At 40.3% G+C, this 19,088-nt stretch carries 17 protein-coding genes; 5 read left to right on the top strand and 12 right to left on the bottom strand.

The window, feature by feature from the left end:
• Positions 1-70 precede the first annotated feature (70 nt).
• Entirely contained in the window at positions 71-388 is a 318-nt protein-coding gene (locus QUF86_RS07635; protein ID WP_289333961.1) for a DUF948 domain-containing protein, read from the bottom strand.
• Positions 389-507: 119 nt separating this feature from the next.
• On the opposite strand from QUF86_RS07635, the gene QUF86_RS07630 reads away from it, so the two are divergent.
• Positions 508-687: a hypothetical protein gene (locus QUF86_RS07630; RefSeq protein WP_289314465.1), complete on the top strand. Its 180-nt coding sequence runs from the start codon at positions 508-510 to the stop codon at positions 685-687.
• A gap of 544 nt (positions 688-1,231) precedes the next feature.
• Positions 1,232-1,852 (top strand): RraA family protein, encoded by a 621-nt coding sequence (locus tag QUF86_RS07625; RefSeq protein WP_289314464.1) that lies wholly within the window; start codon positions 1,232-1,234, stop codon positions 1,850-1,852.
• Between the two features lie 65 nt (positions 1,853-1,917).
• Here QUF86_RS07625 and ltaS read toward each other — a convergent pair whose 3' ends face one another.
• The 5 genes from ltaS to QUF86_RS07600 form a co-directional block, all read right to left on the bottom strand.
• On the bottom strand, positions 1,918-3,891 hold the full coding sequence (ltaS, locus tag QUF86_RS07620; protein WP_289333960.1) for a lipoteichoic acid synthase: 1,974 nt from the start codon (positions 3,889-3,891) through the stop codon (positions 1,918-1,920).
• A gap of 1,156 nt (positions 3,892-5,047) precedes the next feature.
• A complete protein-coding gene (locus tag QUF86_RS07615; RefSeq protein WP_289336195.1) occupies positions 5,048-5,992 on the bottom strand; it encodes a siderophore ABC transporter substrate-binding protein in 945 nt (314 codons plus the stop codon).
• A 213-nt stretch (positions 5,993-6,205) separates the two neighbouring features.
• Positions 6,206-6,964 carry an iron ABC transporter ATP-binding protein gene (locus QUF86_RS07610; protein WP_289333959.1) on the bottom strand — a complete coding sequence of 253 codons (759 nt, stop codon included), beginning with the start codon at positions 6,962-6,964 and terminating at the stop codon, positions 6,206-6,208.
• Positions 6,958-7,905, bottom strand: coding sequence for an iron chelate uptake ABC transporter family permease subunit (locus QUF86_RS07605; RefSeq protein WP_289314461.1), 948 nt, complete (start codon positions 7,903-7,905; stop codon positions 6,958-6,960). The genes QUF86_RS07610 and QUF86_RS07605 overlap by 7 nt, the downstream gene beginning before the upstream one ends.
• Positions 7,898-8,848, bottom strand: coding sequence for an ABC transporter permease (locus QUF86_RS07600; protein WP_289333958.1), 951 nt, complete (start codon positions 8,846-8,848; stop codon positions 7,898-7,900). Before QUF86_RS07600 ends, QUF86_RS07605 begins: the two co-directional genes overlap by 8 nt.
• A gap of 249 nt (positions 8,849-9,097) precedes the next feature.
• On the opposite strand from QUF86_RS07600, the gene QUF86_RS07595 reads away from it, so the two are divergent.
• From QUF86_RS07595 to shc, 3 genes are all read left to right on the top strand, one after another.
• Positions 9,098-9,460, top strand: coding sequence for a DUF1450 domain-containing protein (locus QUF86_RS07595; RefSeq protein ID WP_289314459.1), 363 nt, complete (start codon positions 9,098-9,100; stop codon positions 9,458-9,460).
• A 383-nt stretch (positions 9,461-9,843) separates the two neighbouring features.
• Entirely contained in the window at positions 9,844-11,499 is a 1,656-nt protein-coding gene (locus QUF86_RS07590) for a M14 family metallopeptidase (RefSeq protein ID WP_289333957.1), read from the top strand.
• A gap of 169 nt (positions 11,500-11,668) precedes the next feature.
• The gene (gene shc / locus QUF86_RS07585; RefSeq protein WP_289333956.1) at positions 11,669-13,564 is read left to right on the top strand and encodes a squalene--hopene cyclase; all 1,896 of its coding nucleotides are present in this window, start codon (positions 11,669-11,671) and stop codon (positions 13,562-13,564) included.
• Positions 13,565-13,819: 255 nt separating this feature from the next.
• On the opposite strand, the gene QUF86_RS07580 is transcribed toward shc, so the two are convergent.
• From QUF86_RS07580 to QUF86_RS07555, 6 genes are all read right to left on the bottom strand, one after another.
• Positions 13,820-14,302, bottom strand: coding sequence for a tetratricopeptide repeat protein (locus tag QUF86_RS07580; protein ID WP_289333955.1), 483 nt, complete (start codon positions 14,300-14,302; stop codon positions 13,820-13,822).
• Between the two features lie 428 nt (positions 14,303-14,730).
• Positions 14,731-15,279, bottom strand: coding sequence for a PepSY domain-containing protein (locus QUF86_RS07575; RefSeq protein WP_289326901.1), 549 nt, complete (start codon positions 15,277-15,279; stop codon positions 14,731-14,733).
• 65 nt (positions 15,280-15,344) lie between these two features.
• The gene (locus QUF86_RS07570; RefSeq protein ID WP_289333954.1) at positions 15,345-16,700 is read right to left on the bottom strand and encodes a sensor histidine kinase; all 1,356 of its coding nucleotides are present in this window, start codon (positions 16,698-16,700) and stop codon (positions 15,345-15,347) included.
• Positions 16,697-17,392: a response regulator transcription factor gene (locus tag QUF86_RS07565; protein ID WP_289333953.1), complete on the bottom strand. Its 696-nt coding sequence runs from the start codon at positions 17,390-17,392 to the stop codon at positions 16,697-16,699. The genes QUF86_RS07570 and QUF86_RS07565 overlap by 4 nt, the downstream gene beginning before the upstream one ends.
• A 434-nt stretch (positions 17,393-17,826) precedes the next feature.
• Positions 17,827-18,348, bottom strand: coding sequence for a peptide-methionine (S)-S-oxide reductase MsrA (gene msrA / locus QUF86_RS07560; RefSeq protein WP_289333952.1), 522 nt, complete (start codon positions 18,346-18,348; stop codon positions 17,827-17,829).
• Positions 18,349-18,468: 120 nt separating this feature from the next.
• Positions 18,469-19,077, bottom strand: coding sequence for a response regulator transcription factor (locus QUF86_RS07555; RefSeq protein ID WP_289314451.1), 609 nt, complete (start codon positions 19,075-19,077; stop codon positions 18,469-18,471).
• Positions 19,078-19,088 lie beyond the last annotated feature (11 nt).

Below are 19,088 nucleotides of genomic sequence, written 5' to 3'. Positions count from 1 at the left end.
TCAACCGAGGAATCCTAGAAACTTATTATTTCAAGACTATATCATATACTCCAATTCGAAACGCTTATGCTCAGTTTCTAAGCTTCCACTTGTCACCTTTTATTGAAAACCAAATTTTTTTAAAGGGTTCAGGTATTTCTTTAGCCGCATCAACCGTATATTGTACGGCCTCTTTTTTATATTGAACATCTTCAGTGATATCATACTGTGTCATGGCAAGTTGGTCCGTCTCCGATTTAATCTGCTCCGTTTTGGCCTGGATGCGTGTAACGGTTTCCGTCAAATTATCAATAGTCGGTTTGGAATCCTTAAATGTTTTAAAAGCAAAAAACGCTAAATAGATAATCGATCCGATAAAGAGGGCAAGACTAATATATACAATGACCACCTATGATTCCTCCTTTTATTTTACCTTTACTATACCCGTAATAATTGAGCGGAAAACGAATCCCCATGTATTTTCTTTTATGCCTGGTCATATTATTGAAAGAAAAGGGAGGAATGAAAATGAATCAAATGCCTCTGCTTAAAGCCTGTTTTAAAGCTGGAATACACTTCATTAGACATATGACCATTCAGCAGGCTGCCACAATCGCAGGAATCATTTTTTTAATCATTCATCCAGAAGTTTTTAGCCCCATTTGGATTACATTGGCTACGTCCGTCTTGATTTTGCTCCTGCTTTGAAGATTGTTGAAAACCTCTTTAGCGACCTCCCACATACTGGTTCCACTAAGGACCGCTTCAATACCCCTGCATTCGAAACAAGAAAACTGAGGGGATATACTGACATTTCCCTCTTGGTGACAATAGGCGAATGAAGTAAACATTAAAAAGTACATACGGGACAAGAAGGCAAAACGCAAAAATATGAAAATACGATATTTCGATATGACCTCCTTATTCAAAACCTTCACCACGATTGAAACCCATAGGCACATTTCTAATATAGGAAGTATAATCCCCTTTAATAAAACAGGTTAAGTGACCACGTCCATCCATGGATATTACACTTGCTGCCGAAGGGGATTTCCTTATACATTCCTGCCTATAAAGTTTAATCAAACGATTGATTAAACATGGATTTGCCTTGAACTCCTTCTATAAGCAGAACTTCCCTCCCCCTCCATGTTCACCACAATTACCATTTTGCTGATGTAAAGTAAATGGAAAATTACAAATTTTGTGTATAATTAGGATATAATCATATCCCTCAAGGAGGAATCATATCATGGATACTCTCATTCAACAGTTCATGAATTTGCCTACAACGGCCATTTCAGATGCAATGGAAGGATTGAACAATCTGGAATCAGCGATTAAGCCCTTAAAAGAAGAATATCATTTTGCCGGACGTGCTTTAACCGTACAGATGCCCGTCGGTGATAATTCAGCGGTGTTAAAAGCAATCGGCGAAGCAAGTCCTGGGGATATAATAGTCGTTGACAGCAAAGGCGATACATACCGGGCTATTGCAGGAGACTTTGTTGTCGGCATGATGCAGGCAATGGAAATTGGCGCCCTCGTAGTTGATGGTGTCATTCGTGATCTTAAAGCGGTTAAAGATCTGAATTTCCCTGTATTCAGTAAAGGGACGACGGTTGCCTCAAGCGGCAAGGCTGGTGTAGGACAAACCAATATCCCCATTTCCTGTGGAGGTGTCACCGTATTTCCAGGGGACATTATCATAGGGGACATAGATGGAGTCGTGGTCGTGCCACAAGCCATGGGTGAAGAAATCCTGAACAAAGCAAAAGATAAAATCTTAAAGGATGAGCGGCGTGCAGAAAAATATGCAGGAAAGCCTGATGAAATAAGAAAGTATATCGCCATGATGACCAACAAAGCATAAATATCCTTTTGCATATAAAAAACAGGCAGGAAGCAATGGCTTCCTGCCTGTTCTTTTCATTAAGCTTATTTATCTTTATCGGTCCCGTCTTCCTTTGAACCTTCTTCTTCATATGTGTAATCATAATCAGCAGGGTCAATCGGTTTAAAGCCATTTGGAGTATAGAAACGGAGTAAGTCACCGTTCACTACTTGGTCGGATAAATTGAGCATCGTTTCAACTCTCGTCTTGTAATTGAGGATGTCATCATTTTCCTCGACCATTTCCCCTGTATCCGTATCGTAGTATTTCCCTTTAATGGAAGTGACATCCGGTGTTACAAAATCACCATTCCTGAAAGGTACCACTTCATTATGATCTTTTGATAATAAATCCGAACCGAATTGTACATAATCTTTAGATTCAATTCCTAATAGATGCAATAAAGTCGGGAGAAGGTCAATTTGTCCTCCGTATTGGTGCATTTCCCCGCCTTCGACACCTGGAACATGAATCAATAATGGTACACGTTGCAATTGGGCATTCTCAAATGCGTCAACATCCTTGCCAAGCACTTTTGACATGGCTTCTTTATGGTTTTCGGAAATACCATAGTGATCACCATACATAACGATTACCGAGTTATCATAAAGACCGGATTCCTTCAGATAATCGAAAAACTCTTTAAGCGCCTCATCGGCATAGCGTGCAGTTTGGAAGTAACTATCAACGGAAGCATCGCCTGTCGTATGCTTACCGATTGTTGCTTTTTCCTGGTCCATGGCATATGGGAAATGATGAGATACCGTTATGAATTTTGTATAGAAAGGCTGTTTAAGCGTTTCTAACATAGGAATCGATTCTTTAAAGAAAGGCTTATCCATTAATCCATAACTTAGAACTTCCTCTTTATTTTCCATATTATAATGGTTTGCATCGAAGAACTGATTAAAACCAAGAGACTTATACATATTATCCCGGTTCCAGAAAGATTTGTAGTTACCATGGAACACAGCAGATGTGTATCCTTGTTGTCCTAAAATCGCTGGTGCTGCTTGATACGTATTTTGGGATCGGTTTGTGAATGCTGCACCCTGTGGTAAACCGAACAGGGAATTTTCGAGCATGAATTCAGCATCCGCCGTTTTACCTTGGCCTACTTGATGGAAGAAATTATCAAAGTGCATGAAATCTGACTTATCTGCTGCAAGTGAGTTTAAAAATGGAGTAACTTCTTCTCCATTCAACTCATAATCGATCAGGAAATTCTGCATGGATTCCAAATGCAAGTATATGACATTCTTACCTTTAGCTGCCCCAAAATACTTAGGGTTTGGTTCAGCGCTTGTTGCCTTCGTATAGTTGACCACTTCTGCGATATCCGTGCTATTTGCAGTCGCACGCTGAGCGTATGTTTTTGTATTCTGAACGGCATCATATATCGTATAGTTGAACATGCCCAAATATTTGACGATATAGTTCCGGTCAAATGTTCTTGATAATAATTGCGGGCGATCCTTTTCAGCAAGTCCTAAATTAATAGCGAAAATTGCAAGACCCGCTAGGTAAACCATTCCAACTGTACGGCGTTTGACTTTGAAGTCTTCCACTTTAAAGTCTTTGAATCTGTACAATACGATCAAAAGAACCGTATCAAGGAAATAAAATACATCATGGGTTTTAAATAATTCTAAAATACTCGGTCCTAAATCCCCGGCATTTTGCACTTGCGTCAAGGTTGGTAATGTAATGAAATCAGTAAATGAACGGTAGTATACAATATTGAAGAATAACCATAAGGACATCAATAGGTTCAACCTGATGATCCATTTGAACGATTTTTTGCCTCTAGCCAATAGTGCAAGGCCAAAGAATAAAATGGCTGAACTAATCGGGTTTATGAACAGTAAGAACTGTTGCAGGCCATTTTCAATACCTAAGTTAAATTCAACTCGATATCCAATATAAGTTTTAATCTGAAACATAACTACTGCAATAAAGAAAAAGCCTAGTATGTTATTTGCAAATAAATGCCGGCTTTTTTTGAGAAAATTATTCATGCTTTCACCTCTATTAATCTAGTGGTTTATTTATATAAATTCTTACAAACTTACAAAAGACGGAAAAACGGAAACCTTATAATAGCATTCTTTCACTCAGATAGTCAAGATTGTGAAAACCACCTTTTGTCACATCCATAATCCTTATATCCAGAACACTTCCTTAGCTTATGAACAAGCCTTTTAAAAAATTACAGAGTTTTGCCCTTCTCGAATGTTCAGTACACCTATAACAAATATATAGGAACTCCGTGTCTTAATCCAATAAATATCACCGTAACTTTTTGGGGTGACTGCGGATGACAGTCACTATATAAATTTCACGTCCTTCAGGCTTTTACCATTATAAACGACTCTTAATAAAAACACCAGCACATTACAAAATATGTAAAGATATAAATCTTCAAACATTGAAAGCTATTGATATTTCCAGGATATCTTTCCCGATAATTCGACAGTTGAAAATTGATTGACGATTACATTGATGCATGGCTCCACCGCACTTTTCGTATCCCTTTCAGAACCAAAGCCAGCATAAGTTTCACCGGTCTATCTCCTGCGTCATACCATTCCGAAATTCCATAAAATAACAAATGGTTTTGAAGACTGTTTAATAAACGCATTTCGCGTAAATCGACATCATTCCCTTCTTGACTTCGTTTGATCAACTTTTATTAAATTATTTTTCCTGATAGTAAACTACGCCAAAATCCCTGAAGTATTGTATGATGAATTCGATCATTTCCAGGTTTAAATGAATGTTAATTATTAGATTGTTTTTCCAACCCATGAAAGGTCCAATTTACCAAATTTCACTTAAATTACAATTTAAAAACCACACCGGAACCTGAAAGTGCATCAAGTATCCAGACAAATGACATTATAATAGGAAGAAACTGAATTTTCTTGTTGTTATTTGATTGACTGAAAAGTTATTTTCTTTCTATAACTGCCCATATAAATCCCCCTGACACTGGAACTGGCGTGTAAGGGCCCTTGTCCTATTTATTCACCTTATTTGGTTGTGAGGACCTTATAAGCAGTTGTTACTAGATTTTCCTGGTTTCCCCCCTTGTTAGTATATATTTTTCAGTCATCTTTATTATTAGAAAATAAAAAAATCCTGCCCCCAATCGAGGGCAGGATTTCCTTTATATTACTTAAGGCCTTTAGAAACTTCTTTAACCATTGCATCAACAGATTCTAAACCGCCGCCTGATAAGTACCAGTAGTTAGGGTCAAGATAAATGATGTTGCCTTCTTTAAAAGCCTTTGTATTTTTCACAATGTCATTTTCAACAGTTTCTTTTGCTCTAGCTCCATCACCGGCAACCGCATCTCTGTCTACAACGAATAGGTAGTCAGGATTCTTTTCAGCAATGTATTCGAAAGAAATACTTTGACCATGTGTCGATACTTCCAATTTATCATCTACAGCAGGTACTCCGAATACATCATGGATAATTCCAAATCTTGAATCCGGTCCGTAAGCACTTACTTTTCCACCGCTAGCAAGAACGATTAAACCAGTTTTATCCGTTGGAGCTTTTTCTTTCAAAGCATTGATGTTTTCTTCAACACTTGCCAATTCCTTAGCAGCTTCGTCTTTTTTATCGAAGATTTTACCCAAAAGTGTTACGTTTTCTTTAAATGATTCCATATACTTTGCAGTATCTACACCTACAAAAACAGTAGGGGCAATTTTGCTTAATTCTTTATATGCTTCAGATTGACGGCCAGAAATAAGGATCAAGTCAGGAGCCATCTCATTGATTTTTTCGAAGTCAGGTTCTTTTAATCCGCCAGCATTTTCAGTTGTACCTTCATATTTAGAAAGGTATTTTGGAAGGCCATCATGAGGAACAGCTGCTACTTCCACACCTAATTTATCAAGAGTATCAAGAGCACCCATATCGAATACAACGACTTTTTCAGGGTTTGTTTTTACTTTCGTTTCGCCTAGCTGGTGCTTAACCGTAAATTCTTCGCTTTTTGCACTTTCTTTTTTCGCACTGGATTCTTCTTTTTCCTTATCTGCTCCACAAGCTGCAGCCACTACAGCCAGCATTGCTACTAATAGCAGTAAAGATAATTTCTTTATCATTATGGTCACCTCGAAAAGTATTTTTTTATTTAAAATTACATATTGAATCCTCACCTGCACAGAATTCACCTCATCACTTTTCCCTGCCATATAAACAGGAGGCGGCTAAAGTCTTGGGCGCCCGCCAACTTTTAACAGCCTAATGAGCGTACGAAGTGATTCTGGATCGGCTACGAATACTGAAGTAATTTAAAACCAAAGCGAATTGTCTTAAGTGAAGTACACACAGATCTTATTGTCATTGATATTTTGGATTTCAATATCCATATCATAGATTTCCTTTAATACATTGGAATTGATGACTTGTTCGGTAGGTCCATTATGAACGACCTTGCCATCCTTCAATGCGACAATATAGTCGGAATAACAGGAAGCAAAATTAATGTCATGAATGACGATGATGACCGTTTTACCTAATTCATCGGCCAATCTCCTCAATACCTTCATGATTTGGACGGAATGCTTCATATCAAGATTGTTCAGGGGCTCATCAAGAAGTACATACTCCGTGTTCTGAGCAATAACCATGGCAATGAATGCCCGCTGTTGTTGCCCGCCGCTAAGCTGGTCAAGAAATTTATCCTGCATTTCGCCAAGTTCCATATATTCAATCGCTTCATCGACATATTCCCAATCCTCTTTAGTCAGTTTACCTTGTGAATAAGGAAAACGGCCAAAGGCGACGAGTTCACGAATCGTTAAACGGATATTGATGTGGTTGGCCTGCTTTAAGATGGCAATCTTTTTCGCTAGTTCATTGCTATTGAATTTCGCCATATCCTTACCCTCGATCAGGACTTCTCCCGAATCCCGGGTAATGAGCCGGCTGATCATCGAAAGGACTGTACTTTTCCCCGCACCATTAGGACCGATGAAGGATGTGATTTTCCCTTTCGTTATTTCAATGGAAACATCCTCGACAACCGTTTTACTATTATATTTTTTGAATAAATTTTTCACTTCTACCATGATTTATTCTCCTTTAATAGAAGATAGATGAAATAGACCCCGCCAACAAAGTTGATAATGACACTCAAAGTGGTTGAGAACGTAAAGATCCTCTCTACAATGAATTGGCCGCCGACCAAGGCAATCACACTGATTAGCATTGCACCAGGGATGATATGTTTATGCTGATAGGACTTGATGAATTGATAAGCCACATTTGCAACAAGTAATCCAAGGAACGTGATAGGACCAATCAGGGCAGTTGAAATGGAGATTAAAATCGTGACGACGATTAAAACCCGTTTTGTGACAAAATCATAATCCACACCCAAGTTAATGGCTTGGTCCCTCCCTAGGGACATGACATCCAAATACTTCAAAAATCTCATGAAATATATCATTGCCGCTATCATGAGGATAATCGCTAACGTTAACAGGTCCGTGTTGACATTATTGAAGCTGGCAAACATTTTATTTTGTATGATTTGAAATTCATTCGGGTCAATCAAAACCTGCATGAATGAAGACATGCTGCCGAATAAGGTCCCGAAGATGATCCCAATCAGCAATAGGAAGTAAATATTTCGGTTTTTCTTGAACATGAACTTGAACAGCAGGCTGGAAAAAATAAGCATGGCCGTAAGGGTAACCAGGAAATTGAGATTTTTATTCATAATCATGATATGCGTTGAACCGAAGAGGAAAATAACTCCCGTTTGAATCAGCATATACATGGAGTCCAACCCCAAAATGCTTGGTGTCAGGATTTTATTATTCGTAACCGTCTGGAAAATCACTGTTGAAAAGGCTATCGCACAACCTACCACGATGATGGCGATGATTTTTATAACCCTTCTCGGCAGTGCATAATCCCAATTCGGGCCAAGGTCCCAAAATATGTAACCTGCCGTTAAAGCTGCTGCTAGAACAGCTAATATTATGATCCTACTTTTATTATTCATATGCCTTTCTCCTCATAATCAGATAGATGAATACGGCGCTTCCTATCACACCAACCACGAGTCCGATCGGGATTTCAAATGGATATATGATGATCCTGCCCAGAATATCGCAGATCAATAGGAATACTGCCCCTAGCAATGCTGTATGAGAAAGACTCTTTTTCAAATTATCACCAAGGTAAAGGGATACAATATTTGGTACGATCAATCCTATGAAAGGAATCGTTCCCACCGTTAACAGGACGACAGTGGAGGATAATGCCACGATGATCAACCCAAAATTGACTATAAGTTTATAATTGAGTCCTAGATTGATAGCAAACTCCTCACCCATCCCTGCCACAGTGAATTTATTGGCAAAGAAGTATGCGAGAATGACTAGAGGGATACTTACATATATAAGTTCGTACCTTCCCGACATGATCATCGAGAAATCTCCATTCATCCATGTGTTAAGGCTTTGAATCAAATCATATTTATAAGCAAAGAAAGTTGAGATGGATCCGACGATATTACCAAACATCAAACCGACCAGTGGAATGAATATCGTATCCTTATATTTCACTTGATCAAGAATTTTCATGAACAAGAACGTACCTGCCAAAGCGAATATGAAAGCGAATGCCATTTTCTCTATAAGTGCTGCCGAAGGAAAAATGATGAGGGCAAGAAGAAGTCCAAGCCTTGCAGAATCCATGGTACCGGCAGTCGTCGGGGATACAAATTTGTTTCGGCTCAATTGCTGCATGATCAGACCGCTTATACTCATCACAACACCGGCAATGACTATGGCCATCATTCTGGGGAAACGGCTTTGCAGCATGATTTGCACTTTATCATCACTTAGATCCAATAAATCTAGGGGGGTAATATCTTTTACACCAATGAATAATGACGTAAATGATAATACAATTAACGCCATGACTAAATATCTTATCTTCATCTACATTTCCTACTCTTCCTATCTCATTAAATACAGCGATAATATTTGTAATTAAAAATATATGAATAAAGACTATTGTATATCTCCTATTGAAATGGGATTCATGGAGATACAATAGTTACAAGCTTCTTCCATTCGTGATAATGAGATTCATTATCATTATCAGTCTTTCTTATTCTACCATTTCTTTGCCATGTGTCAATATATACAAGGGAATTACTTAGATAAACTCCGGATAGTCATATTGTAATGAATTTGGATGAACCAATCATGCATTTCGCTCCAGGAAATGATAAAATCAAAATAACAAATATTTACTCTTCTAATGAAAGTAGCGATATGATGAAAAACTTGCTATCCAAAGTGTTCTCAAAAAAAGCGAAAATCCAGATTGAATTTTGCCAAAATAATCTTGACCGCTTCCTTAATGAACAAACAGTTGCTGATTATGGTAAGTTCTTAGCGAATCCAAGGGTTCAATATAAGGAATATGAATGTTTAAGTGAATGTAAACTTTGTCAGAAAACCCCCTATGCGAAAGTGAACGGCCAGATCATGAGTGGCAAGGATTCACAGGAACTTTTAAATCAGTTGAATGATGAATTGAAATGATACGGGCCAGGCAAATTTGTTTGATCCGTATCATTTCAACTATCCACCTGTAATTATACAGAATACAGGTGATGAACATCTATTAAAAGGAATCACAAACTTCATCCTTCCCTTTAATAAATAAGCCTGGATAAAGTTTCTTGAAATTGGATACATAAGCGTTCTACTATATATCTCCGCTCTTTTTTTGCAGAGAGGGGTTTTTTTAGCGATTTCAACACTATAATCATGTTAATTCTGAGTGTGAATTACTGGGCAGAAGCCATGTGATTTTTTCAATAATCTAGTAGATACTTCCTGTTTTTCACTATTTCCTACCATTATACTGTAAAAATAGGTTAATATATGATAATTTATGGAAAAAGATAGATAGGAGGACGTCCGTGAAAAAAATCATTCCTGCCATCGTATCAGTCGTCACACTAGGTCTTGTCACTGGATTCCCTGGCCAGAGCCACATCGCCGAGGCAGAAGAATTCACCCCTTATTATGGAAATGGTCCAAGCTATATTCAACCTGATAACCTCTCCCACCTTTTCCCTGAACCTAATGTTTCTTTCAACACACCAGCCTTTAAAAATGACAAGATCGCCTTTACGAGCCAAGAAGAAATGATTGGTCATATCAAGTCCCTCTCCCATAGAAACAAGAACATCCAAGTCAAGACGATAGGTAAGTCCACAGAAGGACGCGACATCCCGATGCTTCTTTTCAGCAAGGATTCAAAAAAACCAAATAAGGATTCCCATAAACCATTGATTTGGATTCAAGGTCAGATCCATGGCAATGAACCCGCTTCAGGTGAATCAGCATTAGTCCTTGCACAATGGCTGGCTGAGGGCAAGCTTGGTGATGTCCTCGATAAAGTGAATGTTGCCATCGTTCCACGCGTGAATCCTGATGGCTCTTATTATTTCAAACGATATACCTCCAATGACATGGATGCGAATAGGGACTATTTAAAAGTGGAGTATCCTGAAGTCCAGACGATTCATCAGACGATCGATGAGTATGAACCTGAGGTCATTCTTGATGTACATGAATATACAGTGAATCCCACCCCCCTTAAAAAGGTGGGAACAAATGGATCGATCGCTTCCTATGATTTACTCATCTCCTCGGCCAAGAATTTAAATATTCCCGAACAGCTTCGAAAAGCTTCCGATGAACTGCTTTTACCTAACGTTTTTAAAACATTGGAAAAAGAAAAGCTTTCCTATCACGATTACTATACACTGGCTACATCTGATGATGGAGTCCTTACCGCCACAGAAGGAAGCACAGAAGCCCGGATTGGCAGAAACGCCCTCGGTTTAAAAAATACAATGACCTATTTAATTGAAACAAGGGGAATCAATATCGGCCGTACGGATTTTAAACGACGTGTTTTTGCACAAGCTACAGCACAGGCAGCATTCATTAAAACGGCAGCCGAACAGGCCAGTAAAGTTAAAAAGGCCGTTAAGCAGGCAGAAATTGAAGTCGTGCAAAAAGGGCGAAAAGTAAATGATAAAGACAAAATTGTCATCACCAGCGAAAATAAATTGGTTAAGAATCAAAATTTGACAGTAGTCGATTTAGCGAAAGCTAAAATGGTCGATGCCTCCATCGATTGGCTGGATTCTACTGACGCCTACCCTACCCTGGTTAGAGATCGTCCGACAGCTTACATCCTTCCACCAGAATATAAAGATATCGCCAAGAAACTTCAGGTATTGGGAGTAGAAGTGAAAAAATTAAAAAAACCTATGAAAGTAGCTGTCGAAAGCTATTGGGTCAAGGATTTAAAAGTTTCAGATGAACTGGAAAGCGGACATTCCACAAGGGAAGTCACGACAACTGTAACTAGCAAAAAACAGGATTTCCCCAAAGGAAGCTATGTATTCGACATGGCCCAGCCTGATGCCAACTTCATTTCCCTTGCCCTCGAACCTGAAGGCATGGACAGCTATGTGACATTCAATTTCATTCCTGCCGACAAAGGGAAAGAACTCCCGATTTACCGTTATATGCAACCAACACGCTTACCCATTAAATAATGCATCTTATCTAAATGACGCTTTGGCAGCTTTCATCGCCAAAGCGTTTTTAGTTTCCATCCTCCTTTATTCATGCTGGGACGATGCACCTGACATGATTTCTTGAATGCAACCACAAGTTTTGAATATACATATAAACGGAAAATGTGTTTTTAGAGGAGGAACGTCATTGAACCAACATGTACAATTGGAAATCAATCGCCTTGTTCATCGCTTGAAACAAGACCAATCCGCTGATGGTTCGTGGAATTATCCCTTTGACACTGGGATAACGGCAGATGCCTATATGATTATATTATTGAAAATTTTAGATATGGAAGATGCTCCTCTTATAGAGGCTTTAGTAAATAGAATCGAAAGCAAGCAAACGGAAAACGGGTCATGGAAACTTTTCCATGACGAGAAGGACGGCAATGTTACGGTTACGATCGAGGCTTACTATGGTCTTCTTTTTAGCGGACTCCGAAATAAGCGCGATCCCCATATGAGGAAAGCCAAACAATTCATTCTTTCCAAGGGTGGAATCAAACAGGCCAAAATGTTAACGAAAATGATGCTTACAGTCACAGGACAATATCAATGGCCACGCCTATTCCCCATTCCTCTCGAAGTCGTCTTACTGCCTCCGACCTTTTTCGTCAGCATTTATGATCTTTCGGTATTTGGGCGGGTCAACATGATTCCATTGCTTTTACTTGGCCATAAAAGATTTCAGATCAAGACCCCGGACACTCCCAGTCTAAAAGATTTATATCACACAAGGGAGGACCGTTCCGAACAACATGTGTGGGAGGAGTATCGTACCGAAGAATATCGTTCCTTCTTCTCCAAACTTCAAACAGGTGTCAAAACGTTAATTGGGTATCCGGATTATTTGCATTCCTTAGCCTTGGATTCAACGAAAAGGTTTATGCTAGACAGGCTGGAGCCGGACGGGACACTGTACAATTATTTCGGTTCTACCTTTTTTATGATCTTTGCGCTCCTTTCAATTGGTTATTCGAAAAAGGATCCGGTGATTCAAAAGGCCGTTGCCGGTCTGAAGGGGATGGTTTGCTCCGTTGAAGGCTACACACATATCCAGTTCACAACGCCCCATGTTTGGAATACCTCCTTAATAAGTTACGCCCTTCAAGAAGCGGGCATATCTTCCAAAGACCTAACTGTCAAGGCAGCTAATCAGTACTTACTGTCCCGCCAGCATTATATGTATGGAGATTGGCTGATCCATAATCCTAACGCGATTCCAGGCGGCTGGGGGTTCTCGGATTTGAATACCATGAATCCTGATGTGGATGATACGACTGCCTCACTGCGGGCGCTGGCTAAGCAACTTCAAGCAAAACCCGATAATCGGGACAGCTGGCAGCGCGGTGTCTCCTTCACGATATCCATGCAAAATGATGATGGTGGATTTCCTGCCTTCGAACGGAATAACGACCATAAATGGCTGCACCTTCTTCCTATAGAGGGTTCCAAATATCTCCTGACCGACCCTTCTACCGCGGATTTAACAGGGAGAACGCTGGAATTCCTAGGGAACTATACAAATATGAAGAAGCAGGAAGAAGTCAGTAAAAGAGCGGTGGATTGGCTATTGGAGGACCAGAAACGTGATGGATCCTGGTATGGGCGCTGGGGCATCTGCTATCTATATGGCACATGGTCTGCACTGACTGGCATGAAGGCCGCAGGACAATCCACTGAACATCCATCCATCAAGAAAGCCCTAACCTGGTTGAAGAAAATTCAAAATAAAGATGGTGGCTGGGGTGAATCTTGTTACAGTGATATCAAGCAGCAATATATCCCCCTTGGAGCAAGTACCTTGACACATACAGCTTGGGCTGTGGATGCGTTGATATCGGCAACCGAAAAGCCGACAGCCGAAATTGAAAAGGGCATTGCCTTCCTCATCCGCGCAGGTCAACAAGAAAGCTGGACAAATGATTATCCTGCCGGCCAGGGAATGGCAGATTTTTTGTATATCCATTATCATAGCTATCGCTATATTTATCCCCTTTTGGCCTTAAGTCATTACAATAAAAAATTCCTGAATGCTTAATCGCCATTTTAGTGTTTTTTTATCATATAAAGGTGAATATGTGGATTACCTGTGGAAAAGAGGTGAATAACAACGAAAAGTTATCCACAATTCAAGGTTATCCACATTCATTTATCCGATAAAATGACTAAAAGCGAGTCATCGATAAAAATTGTCCTTATTTTTATCGAATTTTGTTGATTAATTCATTTCGGATATGTAAAAATGACTTTTTTATGCACCCTTTGTGGATAGTTTGGGGATGAATGATCACTATTACGTAAATACTGTATCCAGTTTATCACTATAGAATTCTATGGCTTTCGCATAAGATTGTATTTCTCGATCGTTGGAGGTTTCCGCAATTATTTTCAATAAGGACTCCATTGCCTGATCATGTTGGCCCAAATTATAAAATGCCATGGCCCTGAATACCAATAAAGCCTTATCCTCCGGAAACTTAGCCAGTCCGGATTCAAATGTCCGTCTTGATTTTTCATATTCCCCAATGGTGCGGTAAGTGCTTCCCAGCCCCAGGTAGGCCCCTTTTGCGTCCTCCTCCGGCAAACCTAATTTGAGGGCAGCTTCATAATGGGATACCGCCTTTACCTCTAGTCCAAGAATATCCAAACTCCAGGCACACTGATACTGTATGACTGCATCCCCGGGATTTTGCTTTGCCAGATCCATCAATAATTGATTGGATTTTTCAAATTCTTTCTTGCCTCTTAATGACAGTGCCATTTCTAAACTATCCATTTGCCATTCCTCCATTGAAAAAGATTCCTAATTGCCCCTATTCGTGAATCGTCCATCTAATTCCTTCTTAAATCCGCTTTAGAATGATAATTATTGAATTTAATATGTAAAGAAAGCAGCCCACCTGCATCGGCAAGCTGGAAGAATCAAAAAGACATAATGAGTTAGCGGCTGAATACTTGCCTGATCACCCTTCCATCCTCTATAACCGCAGGTACTTTCAGAGTATCGAAAAAAAGGAAGAACAATCCTCGCCTCCTACTAAAGTGCGGGGTTCGATTCATTCACAAATAACATGTGACGGTGAGCTTCATCCCATCCATATACAGCATCAACAAATGTCATTAATAATGGCAAGTTAGATTGTTAATAAAAAAAGGATCTGCCACTTGGCAAATCCTTTCATACCTTTCAGGTCAAGATATTGATTAATCATCCAACTGGTTTTTCAATACTTTTCCCGTGGTGGCATCTACCACTACATCATATTCCTTTTGTCCTTGGCTTATCTCCAACTCGTACACCAGGATGCCATTCTCCGAATCTAGCTCTGCATCAGTCACTTGACCATCCACCTCTTTCAAGGCAATCTTTTCAGCTTGATCCATGCTGATTTTTGCAGTTTCCACCGCTTGTTGTGTGCTCATATCCTCATCGTCATCGTTTTCCATCTCCTGAGAAAGAATCTCTCCTTTTTCAGCATCAACGTCTACGTCTTGATAACCTTCTTTCGTTTTAACGGTCATCTCATAGGTCATCGGCTGGTCCCAATCCTTTTCAAATTGAGTAACTTCCCCGCCTAGTTTTTCTGAAATCATTTTTACAGCCTCGTCCTCGGATAGTGCACCCTTATTGACCGCATATACCGCCGTTCCAGCAGCACCGCCAAAAAGCAATACTGAGGCTACGGAAACCGTCATGATTACCTTTTTCCTTTGAATGATACCTTCTTTTATCGTACTCCACTGCTTTTTCATGAATGAATTCCTCCTTTAATTTGTTACCTTAAGAATAACCATCCTTCATGAAAGGAACATGAACGCTAGATTAGAATTTGATGAGAAAGAGTGATAGTAACCAAAGTCCCCTCTCCCACTTCGCTTTGGATTTCCAATTTACCGTCTAATGACTCAACAAGTGTCCGGGCGATGGAAAGCCCGAGTCCATTGCCTCCCGTTTTCCGTGCCCTCGATGAATCCACGCGATAAAAACGTTCAAATACATGCGGGAGATGTTCTGGTGATATCCCTGCGCCTTGATCTTTCACACCAATGAAAATTTCATTAGCCTCCCGTGTTATGATGATCTGTATTCCCGATTCACTGTATTTCATGGCATTGTCCAATAGGATGACAAGCACCTGTTCAAGCTTGCTGGAAATGGTCGTTGCATATATTTCCTTAAACTCGCATTGTATCTTTATTTCTCGATTACCTGTCCTTCTAAATGTTTGGGCAATCTGTTCACAAAACGAAATAAGTTCGATTTTTCCTTCCATATCCACTGAAGGTTCCGTTTGGGAAGCCGACTGGAGTAGATGTTCCGTCAGCTGTTTCATCCGGATGGCTTCATGATGGATTGCCTCCACCGCCTCTTCCTGAATCGCCTCGTCCTTCATTCCCCAGCGTTTCAATAGAGAGGAGTAGCTTTCAATGACCGTAATCGGTGTTTTCAATTCATGTGAAGCATCTGAAAGGAATTGCTGCTGTTGGTTATAATTCCGCTCCAGCCTATCTATCATCCTGTTGAATGACACCCCCATCACCTGAAGCTCGTCCTTTGATTGGTCTGATAGCGGTATCCGTTTGAATTCTCCACTTGTCTCAATATCCTTCATTGTTCCGCTCATGATCGATATGGGTTTGAGTATTAGATTGGCCAGCCACTTACCGGCAAGAATGGATAAAAGAATGACAAAAAGGGACGCCCCGCCTAAAACGAGGGCAAGAGTCGATAAATTATCAAGGAGGGTATCCTGCGGCTGTGTGACCTCGATCATCCCTAGCTTCTTCCCTTCTTCAGGATAAGGGTAACGGTAGGTCAATACATAATCCCCGTCAGCTTTGGTGAAATCGAATCCTTTCTCGGTAATGGCTTTAACCGCCAGCCCCTGAAGGTCCTCTTCATCAGTAAACGATTTTACCAATCTCCCATCAGTGCCAAATATCCGTACCATTCCATCGTCTGGGGTATACGGCTCCATTAAATCGGAATCACCTGAAATCAAATCTTTCGACAGGATATTTTCTGCAATTAATGAAGCTTGATCTTCAAGCAGGTCCCGTTCCCTTTCAACCGATATCCAAAGAAAGGCGAGTAAAACGATGATACTCAACAATATAAGCATGACGCTTAAAAAAAGGCTGGAATACGATTGGATTTTCGTCCGAATCTTCATACAGGCTCCTTCAAGCTGTAACCTACCCCGCGGTAAGTATGTATGAGCTGCAAATCAAAGGGGTAATCTATTTTTTTACGTAAATAACGGATATACACATCAACCACATTCGTATCCCCTGCAAAGTCATATCCCCAAACATGTGTCAGGATTTGATCCCTTGAAAGCACTTGATTCTTATTTTGCAAAAGATAAACCAGCAAATCGAACTCGCGGGAAGTCAGCTCAATCATTTTGCCTTGCCTGTGAATGTCCCTTGTACCAAGGTTCAATTGAAGATCATGGACCTTAAGTTCATCCGCTTCCCCTTCTGATTGGCTCACCCGTACATTGGTACGAAAACAAGCACGGATCCGTGCCAGCAGCTCTTCGATTTCAAACGGTTTCGTTACATAATCATTCGCACCATGGTCCAGCCCATTCACCTTGTCTGGCACAGCATCCCTTGCAGTTAGAAGGATGACTGGGGTTGAACCATTCTTTTTTCGGTAACGCCTAAGTACTTCTATGCCATTCAACTCGGGCAGCATCACATCCAATAAGATTAAATCCCACTCTTCGGCTTCTGCCCTTTCCAGACCTGTCTTTCCGGTAAAAGCCGATTCGGTTAGATAACCCTCATGATTAAGTTCCAGCTGGAGGACCCTCGCGATTTTTTCTTCATCTTCTATTATTAAAATCCTTTTATTCATGTTTACCACCACCTACCCCTTAGTGTACTGAAGAAAAATGAAAATATCATGAGAAATTGAGCCGTCCACAAAAAAACCCCATGAAAAAACGACTTTATTTAAAATATCCGGCCTAATGGAATCAAGGCCTATAAAAGACCAAAATGTGAAAAGAAAATTCCAATAGATTCCTCACAATCGTAAGTGTTTCCCTATACTTAAATAATAAAAGCCTATATATCAATGGTTAACCAAAATAAAAAGACTATGGAATCTTTCCATAGTCAATGTTTTGCTTTATATGGGGACCTCTCACTAGTTTGAAGAAATTTGCGACACTCCTGCCGAATAACTGGCTAGCCGAGACCCCACAGACGCTTGCTTTGATGTGGCTTGGCAGAAAATCGGCGGAAAGGGAGCGGATTTCTGAAAACAACTGGATCGTTTAATAATGATTATTCAGCAATCCAATGTTGATCAATGAATTCATCGCGTCCTGATTTCGCACGGTCCGCTTTATAATCTTCTTTGTTTTTTTTATGGTAGCCTTGATGGTATTCTTCGGCAGGATAAAAGGTTTGGGCCGGAAGGATTTCCGTTACGATGGGCTTCTGGAACTTCCCGCTGGCCGCTACCTTTTCTTTCGCCTCAAGAGCCAGTTTCTCTTGAGCTTCATCATGATAGAAGATGGCTGTTCGATACTGGCTTCCCCTGTCATGGAATTGACCACCATCGTCGGTTGGATCGATTTGCTGCCAATATAGTTCCAGCAGTCTTTCATAAGGAAATAACAGAGGGTCGAAAGTGATTTCAACGACTTCATAATGTCCCGTAGTTCCCGTCTTCACTTCTTCGTAAGTCGGGTTCTCGACCTGTCCTCCTGTATAACCGGATACGATTCCCCCAATCCCTGGTTGTTCTTCAAATGGTGTCACCATGCACCAAAAACAACCTCCAGCAAATGTAGCTTTTTGCATAATGGTCATCTCCTTCCTATATGTAATAAAAATTAATATACCATATCCTGATCCCAACACTGTGTTTTTTTGATTTGCGAAGTCCATATGCCATTCGCGCCAAACGGGATTACCCTTGGATCAATCTTTCGACCAGCCCTTTTCCTTGAATCTTACAATAGCTTCAACGCGATTGCTTACCTCCAATTTATCAAGAATGACCGAAATATAATTACGAACCGTTCCATTGGTCAGATAAAGCTGGCTGGCGATTTCCTTTGTTGTCTTGCCGTCTGCAATCAATTCAAGCACTTGGCTCTCTCGTTCAGTCAAAGGGTTTTCTTCTTCAAAAGCCATATCCACCAGCTCAGGAGCATAAATTCGCCGACCATCCATGATGACACGGATCGAGTTTGCGAGTTCCTCACTTGGACTATCCTTCAGCAGATATCCACCTACCTCGGCCTTTCTGGCTCTTTCAAAATACCCAGGGCGTGCAAAAGTAGTTAAAATGATGACTTTGCATTGGTGGCCCTGATCCTTGATCTCTTCCGCTACATCGAGCCCGGTTTTGACTGGCATTTCAATATCCGTAATGCAGATATCCGGCTTTAAACGATTGACAAGATTCATTGCTTCTTCCCCATTGCTCGCTTTTCCGACAACTTCCATATCCTCTTCCAAATCAAGGATAGAACCTAGCGCACCAAGCAGCATCCGCTGATCTTCAGCAATTACGATTCGAATCAATGTTAATCCCA

The sequence above is a fragment of the Peribacillus sp. NJ11 genome (assembly GCF_030348405.1).
GTDB lineage: Bacteria > Bacillota > Bacilli > Bacillales > DSM-1321 > Peribacillus.
This window is presented reverse-complemented; position numbering and strand designations above follow the sequence as displayed.